This window comes from Chloroflexaceae bacterium (assembly GCA_025057155.1).
Lineage (GTDB): Bacteria > Chloroflexota > Chloroflexia > Chloroflexales > Chloroflexaceae > JACAEO01.
In genome coordinates this window covers 60684-73392 of record JANWYD010000012.1, presented here as the reverse complement: position 1 = coordinate 73392, position 12709 = coordinate 60684, and the positions used below count along the sequence as shown (strand labels likewise).

Below are 12709 nucleotides of genomic sequence, written 5' to 3'. Positions count from 1 at the left end.
CACATCTGCGCTCGTGCGTTCTGTCCGCCCCTAAATCTGGGGAGGGTGGGGGGTGCCGATTGCGCTGCTGAATTGGGAAGCCTTTCCCCCCTTGACGGGGAGAGTTTTCCCGCTATAGTAGGGTGTAGCGTTGGGGAGTAGCTACCTGCCGCAAGGCAGGCTTGCCGGTCGTCAGGACAGGGGACGCCCCTCGGCCGGCAGGGCGCATGTGCTGTGCAGGCGAGACCATCGGGCAGCCTGGCTGCCGGATGTCTCGCCTGTTCTGTTTCGGTGATAGAATCAGGACCGCTCGGTGTTCTCGTGCATGCCTGGAGGGGCAGGCAGATCCTGCGATTGGGCGGAGAGGCGAGGGGATCTGGTTGCGCCGCTTTTCTCCACCTGATTGCCGATCGTTTTGAGAAGAAGTTCCAGACGACTCGTGCGCCCATCAGTTTGACCTTGGCCCGGACGCGCCAGCGTTCAATTCGCAATTGCAGATCCGCGATCCGCAATCGCAGCAGGGGGATCTTCCGTGTTCGACACAATGCTCTGGCTCTGGGTGGGATTTAACGCATTCGTGCTCGCCATGCTGGCCCTGGATCTCGGCGTCTTCCACCGCCGGGCCCATGCCGTGGCCCTCAAAGAGGCGGCCATCTGGAGCGTGGTCTGGATCGGTCTGGCCCTGCTCTTCAATCTCCTGCTGTTCTTCTTCTGGGAACGCCTGGCGCCCAACAGTTCCTACAGCGCTGGCGATGCCGCCCTGGTCTTTCTTACCGGCTACTTGATTGAAAAAGCCTTAAGCGTTGACAACATTTTTGTCTTCGTAATGATCTTCTCATACTTCGCGGTGCCGGCAAAATACCAGCACCGCGTCCTGTTCTGGGGCATCCTCGGCGCATTGCTCATGCGCGCGAGCATGATCTTTTCCGGCGTCGAACTGATCAAGCGCTTCCACTGGGTCATCTGGCTCTTTGGCGGCTTTCTCATCTTCACCGGCATCAAAATGGCCACCTCTGGCGACGAGAAGATCGAACCCGAGAAAAATCCTGTCCTGAACCTCTTCCGCCGCTTCATCCCGGTCAGCGCCACCTACGATGGCCAGAAGTTCTTCACCGTGCAACACGGTATGCGCATGGCCACGCCGCTCCTGCTCGTGCTGATAATGGTCGAGACCACCGATGTGATCTTCGCGCTGGACTCCATCCCGGCCGTTTTCGCCGTTACCCGCGATCCTTTTCTGATCTACACTTCAAACGTCTTCGCTATTCTTGGCCTGCGCTCGCTCTACTTCGTGCTCGCTGGCGTGGTTCACAAGTTCCATTACCTGCGCATGGGACTGGCGGTGGTGCTGGCCTTCGTGGGGGTGAAGATGGTGCTTCCCGATCTGACGAAGCTGTTGTTGGGCGCCAGTTTCGCCATTCCTACAGCCGTCTCGCTTGGCGTTGTGGCCACGCTCATCACTCTCTCGATAGTCGCGTCGCTGATCCGCGAGCGGCGCCTGGAGTTCCTCAACAGCTCAGGGGCCGCGGCCGGCAGCGCCGGCAGCAATGACCAGCACGTCGCCGAGCGTATTGTCGTCGAGTGACGCGCCGCTGTGGAGGGCGGAGGGGCGGGTTTCCTTCAGCGATCCGGCAGCGTCCACCCGTCCGCCGCCCGTAGCAACCGCGATTTTTTTGTCAGGGAGGGTCAGACCTGGCAGGTCTGGCCGCCTGAGCGTATCTGTGACCGGACCTGTGCAGCAAGCGTCCAAACATGAGATGGTGCGATGGCCGCACGTCTCGCCGCCAACCGCGCCGGGGCGGATCCACGAGCGCGCAATCTCTGGCCTCCAGGCCTCGTTTATCGCCTCATCAGGCGGTGCTGTGCTACGATGCTGAATGTCGTGGTCCTGCGCTGTGGCCGCAGGAGCGCTCCGGCGATGATTCTTTTTTCTGACCGGGGGCGTAACTTTCTGGTAATGCCGGGAGTTAGTATTAACGAGAGCGAGTTATGGCGCAAACGCTAATCCGCCGACCGTGGTCGTTGATACTGACAGCGAGCATCCCGTCAGTTGGGGTCCAGGCGTCTCCTATGCAGTGCAGCAACATTGCGCCATGGATCAGCGCCGGAGCTTCAGCCCCTGTTCAAGAAGGAGATGAGGCCATGCATATTCTGGTTGCCGATGATGATATCCCCAGCGTCAAGCTCACCTCGTTCGTGCTCGAAGAGGCGGGTTATCGGGTCTGCAAGGCGTATGACGCGCAGAGCATCCTGCAGGCGGTTGAGCAGCACAATCCCGACCTGATCCTGCTGGATGTCATGATGCCGAAGTCGAGCGGGTTCGATATTTGCCGCCAGATCCGGCGCAACTCTGATGTGCCCATCATCTTCCTCTCCGGGCGCACCCAGTTGCAGGACCGCGTCATGGGATTGCAAATCGGCGGCGATGACTATCTGGTCAAACCATACGAGCCTTCCGAGCTGCTTGCCCGCGTCGAAGCAGTGCTGCGGCGCCGCAACAGCGACATGCTCAACCCCTCCTCGCGCCTCAGCCAGGGTGACATAACTCTGGATCCGGTCGAGCACAAAGTGCTCTTCGCCGATGGACGCTCGGTGGAGTTGACGCCTCTCGAGTTCCGGTTGTTGTATTACCTGATGAAGAACTCCGGTCGCATCCTCAATATCAGCCAGATCCTCAGCAAGGTCTGGGGTTACGAGTATGAGGGCGAGAGCAACCTCGTCGCGGTGTACATCCGGCGCCTGCGCACCAAGATCGAGAAGGATCCTGAGCATCCACGCCACGTCATCACGGTGCGCAACCTCGGCTATAAGTTCGAGCCGTGAGGTATGGCGAAGCCGCGTTCCTCGAAGACGCATAGGCCCGGAACGTGTTGGAGACGCCATCGAGACGCAGGGCGGAAGCGCGTTGCCCTGCGTCTTGTTGCCTGCTGGACGCGGGATCTGTGAAGCGCGGGCCTGACCTGAGGCCCCGCCGGGGGGACGGATAGGCGATGTCCTCAGCCGATAGGCTCTTTGAGCGCGCCGAACCGTGGCTGCGAACCAGCATACGCAATGGGTTGCGCGTATTGTTGCCACTGCCCGTGCTGGCGCTGGCGTGGTGGTTCGTTCGTATGCCCATCGGGAGGGTGACCACCTTCGGCCTGATAGTGTACGCGCTGATCAACCTCGCGTTGCTGCTCGCCGTGAACGCGGATCTGGGCCGCGGCCGCAAACAGCGCATCCTCCTGCTGATCCTTGCCTCCACCATCACCGACGCCGTGCTGGCGGGCTATCTGCTCGTCTACGCCGGGCCGCTGACCCTCGGCATCTTTCCCATCTATGCCGTCATGGTGCTGAAGGCGCTGCGCTATCGCCGCTACGCGCTCTGGACAATGAGCGTGCCGGCGATGCTCGGCGTGCTCTTCCTCGCCGTCCTCTACGCCCGCGAGCGGACGACCCCGATTTCTACCGAACACGCCCTGGCATTCATCGGTCTGGTTGGCGGCAGCGCGTTTTTCGTCACCCTGTTGCTGAGCCTGGCCGAATACCGACTCTGGACCGCGCGCCGCCTCAGCGAGCGTCTGGAGATCGCGCGCGCCGAACACGTCGAGCGGGTAGCGGAGCTGGAGAGCGTCAACAACGACCTGCGCGTGCGCATCAGGCGCCAGCAGGCGCTCGAAGAGAGCCTGCGGGCCATTACCGGCTCGTTGAGCCTCGATGATGTGCTGCAGCAGATCCTCGATAGCCTTATGCAGATGCTCGGGCCGAATCGGGTCAGCGCCGCGGCGCTCACCATGCTCCAGGCCGAGGGTTGCACCCATCGCACCCTGGGGGGCGAGGGGCAGCTCTTGCCCGGCTGGCCCGAGCAACTCGCGCGGCGCGTCGTGGATATGCACGCTCCAGTTATCGTCGGTGATGCGCTTCAGGACGCCGAATGGCGCGATCTGCACCGCGCCGGGGCCAGGGCGGCGCTGAGCGTGCCGCTGATTGATGCTGATAATCAGGTGCTCGGCGCGTTGACGGTGGTGAGTACGCAGCCCCATGTCTTCACCGCCACTGAGTCGCGCCATCTTACCTCGTTCAGTATCCAGGCCAGCGTCGCGATTCACAATGCCCAGTTGCATACCGAGCTGGCCCGTCAGCGTCTGATGCTCGAAGCAGTGTTGCGCGATATTGGCGATGGCCTGATTGTTGTCAATGCACAGGGCGCCCTGGTGCTGGGCAATCCCGCCGCCTATCAGGCCCTCCACTACAGCGACGCCCACGGCGGCGCCCTCCGCGAAGCGCTCGATCACCTTAACGACGAGGTGCGTCAGCGGGCCAGCGGTCTGGTGAGCCAGGAAGTGCGGGTCGGGCAGGACGACGAAGAACGGTACTATCAGATCTACGCTTCCCTGGTGCGCGTCGCCGACGCCGGCGATAGTCTGGTGGCCTTTGCCATCCACGACATCACCAATCAGAAACTCCAGGAGCGGCAGCGGATCGAGTTTATCTCGATGGTCTCGCACGAATTGCGGAACCCGCTGAATACGTTAAATGGCTTCTTGAAAGTGGTGCTGCAAGAAAAGGCTGGCCCGCTGAATGAGCTCCAACGCGAGTTCCTCGGGCTGGCCGATGAACAGGCGAATGCGCTGAAGGGACGGATTACCGAACTGCTCGAGTTCAACCGGCTCGAGGCGGGACGCCTGCGACTCCAACCACAATGGGCGAATCTGACCGACCTGATCCTGACCACCGGCGCTCGCTTTCAAGTGCAGGCCGAACAGTTCGGGCTGAACATCCGCGCCGAGGCGCCTGACGATCTGCCTGAAATGCTGATTGATAGCGAGCGGATCGGTCAGGTCATCACCAATCTGGTCGAGAATGCGATGAAGGCTACGCCCGCTGGCGGTTCCATTACTATCACGGGTGAAGTGCAGGGCAGCGAGGTCTGGGTGCATGTGATTGACACCGGAGTGGGCATTCCTCCCGACCAGCAGGAGAAGATCTTTAATCGCTTCTATCGCGTCGAGAACAGCAATTCCCGGCATGGCGCGCATCTGGGGCTGGGGTTGTCGATCTGCCAGCAGATCGTTGAAGGGCACGGCGGACGGATCTGGGTCGAAAGCGAGGTCGGCAAAGGGAGTCGCTTTACATTTGCGCTGCCGCTGGTGCGCCGCGAACAGATTATTGGTGAGTCGGCGGCCTGATTGGGGAAGAAGATTGTCATCTCCGATTGCGAGATAGTCATTAACGATTTAACAACAATGGCCGGCAAGCGTGGTATAGTATTCAGTAAAGCGCCTCTACCCTGTCCTTGTGAGGTTCGCGCGTGAACATAGCACTTATCGCGCTTCCCAGTCCGGGGAAGAAAGCGCTCCCGCCTCTGACCCTGGCCTACCTGGCTACGCTGCTCGAACAGCGGCGTCATATCGTGCGCATCTATGATCTGGCGCTGGAACCTGAGGCGTCGCTGGCGGCAGTGCTGCCGTTGCTGCGCTCGTTTCGCCCGCAGGTCGTCGTCGTCGCCGGGGAGAACGTTGATCTCCTCGCTGCGGTTGCCGATATCCTTCGGGCAGATGCCTTCGCCACGGTGGTGTCCGCGTCGATGAGCCGCTCTGGACTGGATGCTGCGCGGGTCTGTCCTGGCGTGCTCCGTCGGATTCTGGCGCAGATCCGCTCCGAGCCCGCTATGACCCTGGGCGCACTTTCGGGTCTGGATCAGTTGCCGTTTCCGGCGCGCCACTTGCTCTCGCTCGAACGCTATCCGTTGCGGGCGGTTGGCGGCGAATTGCAGACGACTATTTTAATCGGGGCCAGTGATGCCGAAAGGGAAGAGACGATTCTCCGCGCTCCAACCCAGGTTATCGCCGAATTGCGGAGCGTAGCCATGGAGTTTGGCGTTCGCCATTTCCTGATCCCGGAAGTGCCGATTACCAGCGATCGGGCGTGGCTGGAGGAATGGCTTACACGGCTCGATGAGGCGGCTCTGGGGATCAGGTGGGAGGCAATCGCCCAGCCCCGGCGCCTGGACGCAGATCTGGTGACGCTGATGGCCCGGGCTGGCTGTGAGGCCCTGCGTTTCCAGATCGACGCCGCTCAGGTATTTGAGTCAACCGCTGCCCGCGGGCAGGTGCGGCAGGTGGTGGCTCAGGCTCGCCAGCACGGTATCTTTAGCCGCGGCGATGTGACACTCGTGCCGCCTTATGAGTCTATACCCTATCTGGTAGACGTTGCGGCAACCTTTGGCCTCGACGATGTGCGCTTTGATGTTGCCCAGGAGGAGGCGATCAGCGCGGGCTTCGACGAGACCGAGTTGCGTGAACTGGCGCTCCAGATCTACAACCAGGGCCGCGATCGCCAGCGCTTTATCAACCGTTTTGGTCCGGCGCTGGGCAATTTGATCTGGCGGTTGAGCGGGCCGCGCAGCCCTGCTCCCCATCAGTTCGACGACGAAGGGTTGACTGCCCGATAACAAAAGGATCGCAAAGGGTGTGGGAGGACGCAGTCTTCCCACACCCTTTTTTTAGTCTGCTGGCGCCGCCTTCACGATGGCATTTCTCGAAACGATTGACCTGCAACGATGGCGGCGCGCGCGCAGTGAGCCACACAGCCTGGGGTTCTCAGCGGATAATAGTTCCGGTCAGTGCTCTATACAGTAATCAGGTGACGAAACTCGTCGAGGTTCCTGGGGCCGATGCCCTGAACTTCCTGGAGTTGTTCCACGCTGGTAAACGGGCCGTGCTCTTCACGGTAGGCGATAATCCGCTGGGCCAGGGCCGGGCCGATGCCTGGCAGAGCTACCAGGCTTTCATAGTCGGCGGTGTTTATGTTTACCAGGCTGAAGCTCTCCGCTGGCGGCGCTTCCTCGACCAGGGCTTCAACCGGGGCCGTCGCCGTTGTGCCCGCTACTTCGCGGGCAACCAGGCTTTCCACTTCCACCGCGGCTTCCATCGCAGCCTCTGCCGCTGCCAGCGCTGCTTCGGCTGGCGTCTCAACTCTCGCTTCCGCTTCTTCCGCAGGCGCCTCCGTGGCCGCTTCTTTGGTCGCCTGCGCGGCGGTTGAAGCCTGTTCATCGGTGGAAATTGCCGTGGCCAGGTCTTCAGGAGTGATTTCCACCGGGCGCCGGAGTTCTTCGATGGAGGCCTCGGCAGCCCCGGCCGGTTCTTCGACGGGCGTCTCGGTGGCCTGGGCAGAGATCTCAGCGACTGTGGCTGCGGTTTCGGCCGGGCGTTCAACTGGTGGCGGCGTGATGCTGGCGCTTATCTCAGCCGGCCCGGGCGTTTCTTCTGCTGGCGGTGGCGCCGCTTCGGGGACGCTCTGAGTAACGCGCGGTGATTTTGCGCCAGGCGCCGGAGGCGGTCCCCGATGCACCCGGGTGGGGACCGGACGCGGTCCGCTGGTCGGTGCAGGAGCACCGCCGGAGGGGGGCTGTTCAGAAGGCAGCGTTGGCGAGGGCGAGGCCAGGCGGCTGCCGGCCTGCGGGCTGCCTGGAAGCCCTGCGGGGGGCGCATGTTCCGTCCGTGTACGCTGCCAGCGCCAGACCAGGTAGGCGATGCCGGCGAGGGCGCCGATCAAGAGCAACCGACGTACGCGTGCCATAGCGCTATCTCCTGACAACAAGCGAGTGCAACGGTTCCGGTTCTGGTCACGGCACTAGGCAGCCAGCGGGACGATCAAGGAGCGTAAGAGGGTCAGGTTTGCCACATCTTCAGCCATATCTTCGCCTTTGGGCGTTTCGAGGATCATCGGCGTGTCGCGAAAGCGCGGGTCGTTCACCAGCAAGCGAAAGGCTTCCAGGCCAATCTGTCCCTGACCGATGTGGGTGTGCCGATCAACCTGGCTGCCCAGCTCGCGTTGCGAATCGTTGAGATGAAAACACTTCACCTGGTCGAGGCCGATAAGCCGGTCAAGGGTGGCAAAGGTCTCGGCATAGGTTTCGTGTGAGCGAATATCGTAGCCGGCAGCGAAGATGTGGCACGTATCCACACAGATTCCCAGTCGCTGCTCGTGCTCCGACATGTGCAGGAGCCGCGCCAGGTGCTCAAAGCGGCGCCCGAGCGCCGTTCCCTGGCCGGCGGTTGTCTCCAGCAACACCACGGTAGCAGCGCCGGCCCCGCTGGCGAAGAGCCGGTTAAGAGCCGCAGCCACGCGGGCCAGTCCCGTTTCTTCCCCGCTCCCCAGGTGCGAACCAGGATGCAGCACCAGATAAGGAACGTCCAACCGGGCGCAGCGTTCCAGTTCATCCGCGCAGGCCGCAATCGAGCGCTCCCAGCGCGCCGGATCCGGGCTTGCCAGGTTGATGAGGTAGCTTGCATGGACGAACACCGGGTCGATCCCGCTGCAGGCCCGCTCGGCGTGGAAGGCGGCAATCTCCTCCTCCGTAAGCGGTCGAGCCTCCCACTGGCGCTCGTTCTTGCAAAAGATCTGCATCGTCTCGCAGCCTACCTGTCGCCCGCGGGCAAAGGCCCGGGCAACCCCGCCGGCGATGGACATATGCGCGCCGAAAGGCATAACAATGCGCCAATGACCAACAGATTACCGTCGAACATTATAGCACGTTCGCAACAACGCACCTGCGCGCTGGCATCGGCGGTATACATGGCGGGGCGCTCCGGGGCGGCGCGCCCCAACATTGGAATGAAGAAGAGGATGCCTGCGAGGGACGCACGCGCCCTCCCTTTGCGGAGCTACTGGCATTCCTGCTGCCCCGCCGACCGCTTTCGTTCACTTCAGGAGGTCTCGCGATGGCGGCGCTGCTGGTTGACTGGTTGGAGCGCGCGCTGGGCTTCATCTTTCCCGATCGCTGCGCAGGTTGTGGGCATACCGGCGCCTTGCTCTGCGCCGCCTGTCGCGCGGCGGCGCGCCCGGCATGCGAAGAACAACCGCCTCCTCCTGGCCTGGACGCCGTCGTGGTAGCCTGGCGCTACGAGGGAAGTGTGCGCCAGGCGGTGCATGCCCTCAAGTACCGGCGGCAACGGCGCGTGGCGCGGGCGCTGGCAGACGCCCTTGCGGCCACCATCAACGAGCGTCCGCACGGTGACGCACTGATCCCCGTGCCGTTGCACCCTCGGCGCCTGGCGGAGCGCGGCTTCAATCAGAGCGCGGAGCTGGCGCGCCACCTGGCGCGCCGCTGGGACGTTCCTCTGCTTGCTGGCGGCCTGGTGCGTCAGCGTGATACCGGACACCAGGCGCGTCTGGGGCGACGCGAGCGTCAGTCGAACGTAGCTGGCGCTTTTGCCTGGCACGCGCCGGCGCCGCCGCCACTCCATGTCATCCTGGTTGATGATGTACTGACTACCGGCGCGACCCTGGGCGCCTGCGCAGCGGCGCTCCGCGCCGCGGGCAGCCGTCAGGTCGTGGCCCTCACTCTGGCGCGCGCTCTGCTGACCGGGGATTACTCCTGAACAGTCCGTAAAGTAATTTTCCTGGCCTTTCCGCCCCCCTCCCAGCTTCTCCCCGTTGGGGGGCCTCAGGTGTAGGGTTTTTCGAGCGAGAAGGGGTTTTCGGCATTCCAATGCGCTTCTGATCCTCACCCCCCTGCCCCTCTCTCCACCGTAGGTAGAGAGGGAGGATCTGGGCGTCCCAATGCCCCTGATGACGAATGTGACGCGAGGAGGTTCCGGAAAACCCTGCACCTGAGAACCGTTGGGGGGCGTAGTTGGACGCCCTTCCTCCATTGCCCCGCTGCCTCATATGCAAACGGGTAGGGAGGATAGCCTCACCCTCCCCACCTGTCCTACCCGCACGAGTAGTTGACGCAGCGTGTCAGAAGGATTATACTCGTATGTACCCTGTGTCACAAATGGATAGTCACGCCTCGAAAGGACAGCGCATATGGAACGTCTTGTGGGTGAGGTCATGCATCACGGCGTGTTGACGTGTCGTCGCGAGACCCCGATCCAGGATGTGGCGCGACAGATGTCGGAGCAAGATGTGAGCGCGCTCGTTGTGGTCAACGATGAAGGCAACATGATCGGGCTGATCTCTCGCACGGATCTGGTGAATGCGCGCCTCTACGAGCAGTACTGGAAGCACTGGCGCGGTCTGACCGCCGGACACATCATGGTGACGGATGTGGTTTCGGTGCGCCCGAATGATACCGTGCAGGACGCGAGCCGTCTCATGATGGAGCGGCGCATCCATCGCGTGGTCGTGGTGGAAGATGCTGGCGAGGGGGTCAAGCCGATCGGCGTGCTGTCGGTAACCGATGTAGTGCGCGACATTGCGCGGAGTTGAGGGTGTAACGCCGACGGTGGGGGGTCGGGCGTTTCTGCAGGCTGAACAGGGGCGTGGGAAGGCAAAGCCCTCCCACGCCCTCGCGTTTGTGGCCGCCTCAGGTGTGAATGTAGTCGCGGATCTGCACGATCCAGGCGCCCATGCCCACAGCCAGAACGAGGATCAGGGTTGCCAGGGCCACGGCCTGGCCTCCCCGGCCGCGCCGGCCCAGCCTGTCCAGTAGGAGGCCGGCGGAAACGCACAGCGCCGGGTAGAGAAAGATGGCCCAGCGCACCCCCTGGCCTGCCACGATTAGCAGACCCAGGCTCAGGGCCACGCCGGCCCACCAGGCGGCAAGGAGCACGCGGAGCGGCGCGGCCTGCGGGTCGCGGCGCAGCAATAGTAGCGCCAGCCCGGCCACGGCCAGCGGGCCGATCAGCGGCGGCAGGCGCACCCGCGCGCCCTGCGGCGGCGCCAGGCCCGCCAGGGCCGCCAGCGTGTCCCACAGCACCTGCGGCAGGGGCGCGCCGCCGCCGCCGCTCTCACGTTCGGCTATGGCTTCAACGAAAATCGGCGCGCTGTAAAAGAACAGGATCGCCGCTCCCAGGCCGATGGCGCTGGCAAGCGTCAGTTTCGCCAGCGCGATGGCGGGGGTCCGGCCCCTCAACCGGTCGGCCCAGGCGAAGAGCCAGGCGGCGGCAATGAGCGCGCCCACCGAGAGCGTCACTCCGGAATGGCCCAGCAACCCCAGCCCCACTGCGACCGTCAGCGCGGCCATGGTGCGCGCGCGCCCTTGCAGTGGCCGCTCCGCCGACGGTTGTGCTCCTGCCAGCCCCAGGCCGAGCATGGCGAGGAGCGGGAGCGCCAGGGCCTGGCCGCCAAGGTTGGCGTATTCACCGATAGAAAACGACTCCAGCGCGGGCGTCGGCAGCAGATAAAGGGCCGCGCCCAGCAGCCGCGCGCGCCTGCTAAATCCTGCCCGGCCCAGCAGCGCCCAGATCAGACTAATGCTCAGCACGTCGAGCAGGGCCGCGCCCCCCTGCACCAGCAGCCGGCGCGTCGCGTCGCTGGCGGCCACCAGTTGGCCCGGCAGCAGCAGCAGGTACGTCCCTGGCGGGTAGGGCTGCTGCCCGCCGCCGGCATCGCCGGGCAGGCCGGTGGTAAAAAAGACCATTCCCAGCGTGACCTTGAACAGATTGTTGGCATGCAACCCCAGGTCGCTGAAGAGGGCCTGGGGATGCAGCATGCCTCCCATGCGCAGGGCGAAGGCAAGGACCATCAGGCCGATGACAGGACGCGCTGCCGCTCCGGCGCCGGGTTTGGTCAGCAGCAGAGCCAGGACAGCCAGAGCGGCGCAACTGAGCGCCAGTATGCCCAGGTGTGGCGCAACGACCGTGAGGGCCAGGCGGTGAAAGGCCAGGAGCCAGGCGGCGACCAGCGCGGCCCCGCCAGCGAGCGCCAGTGCGCCGCGTCGGCCCGCGCCGAGGTCGCGGGCGAGGATAAAGATCACCGTCAGACTCAGAGTCAGCCAGGCCAGTACTGGCCAGGCCGGAGCGCGGGGCGGGCCGTTCGCGCTACGCTGGCGCGCTTCGTAGAGGATGAAGCTTAATTCGCGCGGATCGCCGGGGGGGACGAAGGACGTTGAGCGCATATTGATGCGCAGATCGCCAGTGCGAGCGGAGCGGGCCAGCAGGTGGTAGCGTCGCGGTTCGCCGGGCGGGAGGGTGAGGGTGTACGGCGTCCCCAGGCCGGTCTCCCAGACCGTTTCGGTGCCGACCGGGCTGCCCGCGGCAAGCAGGGAGACCACGTGCAGGCCGCCGCCGGCGCCGGGAAGCACGATCGCCGCCTCCGGGCGCATCCAGCGGTAGGGCCGGCCGCCGGTGCGTTCCAGCGCCTCCCACCACCAGATGTAGCCGCGCGGATCGTCGGAGGTGAGCACGCGCTCGGGCGGTTCGGAGCCATGGGCGCCGCGCAGGAAGGGCGCATCGTCCTCGCGGCGCTGCAGGGCCGGCTCGCCGCCGACGAACAGCGTGTGGTCGAAGGGGGCCTGGTAGGCCAGCAGCCACAGGGCGAGGGCGCAGCCCAGCAGCGCCAGGAGTTCCGCCCACAGGCCCCGCGCGGAGAATGACCGTCGAGGCGCGATCAGTGCTGGCTCGCCGCGCCCCAGGTAATAATCACCACCCCGATCACCACGATCACCGCGCCGATCAGCTTGTAGGGGGTGATCGTCTCGTTGAGGAACAGGCGTGAGGGAATGAGAATGATCACATAGTTCAGCGCCAGCAGTGGGTAGGCGAACGAGAGATTGACGCGGGAGATCACCCCGAGCCAGAAGAGCGCGCCGCCAAAGACCAGCGCGAAGCCCATGAGGACGCGCCAGTCGGTGAAGGTGGCCCAGAGTACGCCGGGATTGAACGAGAAGTGGCCGACGCGGGCGCTGACGGCGTTCATCCCCAGTTTGAGCAGCACCTCGCCGACGACGGTCAGGGTGCTGGCGGTGAGCAGCATGGCGATAACGGGAAGCATGGCCGACCTTTTTACTGGTGCGCGTTGT

At 64.0% G+C, this 12709-nt stretch carries 11 protein-coding genes; 7 read left to right on the top strand and 4 right to left on the bottom strand.

The genetic code is table 11. The features are described 5' to 3' along the window. The first annotated feature begins 523 nt into the window (after positions 1-523). The 4 genes from NZU74_12595 to NZU74_12580 all read left to right on the top strand — a co-directional run bounded on the left by NZU74_12595 (position 524) and on the right by NZU74_12580 (position 6412). A complete protein-coding gene (locus NZU74_12595; GenBank protein MCS6882164.1) occupies positions 524-1564 on the top strand; it encodes a TerC family protein in 1041 nt (346 codons plus the stop codon). 557 nt (positions 1565-2121) lie between these two features. Further along, entirely contained in the window at positions 2122-2802 is a 681-nt protein-coding gene (locus tag NZU74_12590; protein MCS6882163.1) for a response regulator transcription factor, read from the top strand. Positions 2803-2969: 167 nt separating this feature from the next. Continuing rightward, complete coding sequence (locus tag NZU74_12585) at positions 2970-5147, top strand: ATP-binding protein (GenBank protein MCS6882162.1); 2178 nt, start codon at positions 2970-2972, stop codon at positions 5145-5147. A 122-nt stretch (positions 5148-5269) separates the two neighbouring features. Then, a complete protein-coding gene (locus NZU74_12580; GenBank protein ID MCS6882161.1) occupies positions 5270-6412 on the top strand; it encodes a hypothetical protein in 1143 nt (380 codons plus the stop codon). Positions 6413-6588: 176 nt separating this feature from the next. On the opposite strand, the gene NZU74_12575 is transcribed toward NZU74_12580, so the two are convergent. Both NZU74_12575 and NZU74_12570 read right to left on the bottom strand, forming a co-directional pair. After that, positions 6589-7539 carry a helix-hairpin-helix domain-containing protein gene (locus tag NZU74_12575; protein ID MCS6882160.1) on the bottom strand — a complete coding sequence of 317 codons (951 nt, stop codon included), beginning with the start codon at positions 7537-7539 and terminating at the stop codon, positions 6589-6591. Positions 7540-7593: 54 nt separating this feature from the next. After that, on the bottom strand, positions 7594-8451 hold the full coding sequence (locus NZU74_12570; protein MCS6882159.1) for a deoxyribonuclease IV: 858 nt from the start codon (positions 8449-8451) through the stop codon (positions 7594-7596). A 233-nt stretch (positions 8452-8684) separates the two neighbouring features. Here NZU74_12570 and NZU74_12565 point away from each other — a divergent pair, with 233 nt between their 5' ends. After that, on the top strand, positions 8685-9344 hold the full coding sequence (locus NZU74_12565) for a phosphoribosyltransferase family protein (protein ID MCS6882158.1): 660 nt from the start codon (positions 8685-8687) through the stop codon (positions 9342-9344). A 430-nt stretch (positions 9345-9774) separates the two neighbouring features. Continuing rightward, positions 9775-10176 carry a CBS domain-containing protein gene (locus NZU74_12560; GenBank protein MCS6882157.1) on the top strand — a complete coding sequence of 134 codons (402 nt, stop codon included), beginning with the start codon at positions 9775-9777 and terminating at the stop codon, positions 10174-10176. Between the two features lie 97 nt (positions 10177-10273). Here the strand turns inward: NZU74_12560 and NZU74_12555 are convergent, their stop codons facing one another. Continuing rightward, positions 10274-12094: a hypothetical protein gene (locus tag NZU74_12555; protein MCS6882156.1), complete on the bottom strand. Its 1821-nt coding sequence runs from the start codon at positions 12092-12094 to the stop codon at positions 10274-10276. A 21-nt stretch (positions 12095-12115) separates the two neighbouring features. Here NZU74_12555 and NZU74_12550 point away from each other — a divergent pair, with 21 nt between their 5' ends. Next, entirely contained in the window at positions 12116-12283 is a 168-nt protein-coding gene (locus NZU74_12550) for a hypothetical protein (GenBank protein MCS6882155.1), read from the top strand. 14 nt (positions 12284-12297) lie between these two features. Here the strand turns inward: NZU74_12550 and NZU74_12545 are convergent, their stop codons facing one another. Beyond that, on the bottom strand, positions 12298-12681 hold the full coding sequence (locus NZU74_12545) for an EamA family transporter (protein ID MCS6882154.1): 384 nt from the start codon (positions 12679-12681) through the stop codon (positions 12298-12300). Positions 12682-12709 lie beyond the last annotated feature (28 nt).

Excerpts from the sequence above, each read along its gene's own strand:
- NZU74_12595 (MCS6882164.1), top strand. The coding sequence starts at position 524 with ATGCTCTGGCTCTGGGTGGGATTTAACGCATTCGTGCTCGCCATGCTG.
- NZU74_12590 (MCS6882163.1), top strand. The coding sequence starts at position 2,122 with ATGCATATTCTGGTTGCCGATGATGATATCCCCAGCGTCAAGCTCACC.
- NZU74_12585 (MCS6882162.1), top strand. The coding sequence starts at position 2,970 with ATGTCCTCAGCCGATAGGCTCTTTGAGCGCGCCGAACCGTGGCTGCGA.
- NZU74_12575 (MCS6882160.1), bottom strand. The coding sequence starts at position 7,539 with ATGGCACGCGTACGTCGGTTGCTCTTGATCGGCGCCCTCGCCGGCATC.
- NZU74_12570 (MCS6882159.1), bottom strand. The coding sequence starts at position 8,451 with ATGCCTTTCGGCGCGCATATGTCCATCGCCGGCGGGGTTGCCCGGGCC.
- NZU74_12565 (MCS6882158.1), top strand. The coding sequence starts at position 8,685 with ATGGCGGCGCTGCTGGTTGACTGGTTGGAGCGCGCGCTGGGCTTCATC.
- NZU74_12560 (MCS6882157.1), top strand. The coding sequence starts at position 9,775 with ATGGAACGTCTTGTGGGTGAGGTCATGCATCACGGCGTGTTGACGTGT.
- NZU74_12550 (MCS6882155.1), top strand. The coding sequence starts at position 12,116 with ATGGGCGCCGCGCAGGAAGGGCGCATCGTCCTCGCGGCGCTGCAGGGC.
- NZU74_12545 (MCS6882154.1), bottom strand. The coding sequence starts at position 12,681 with ATGCTTCCCGTTATCGCCATGCTGCTCACCGCCAGCACCCTGACCGTC.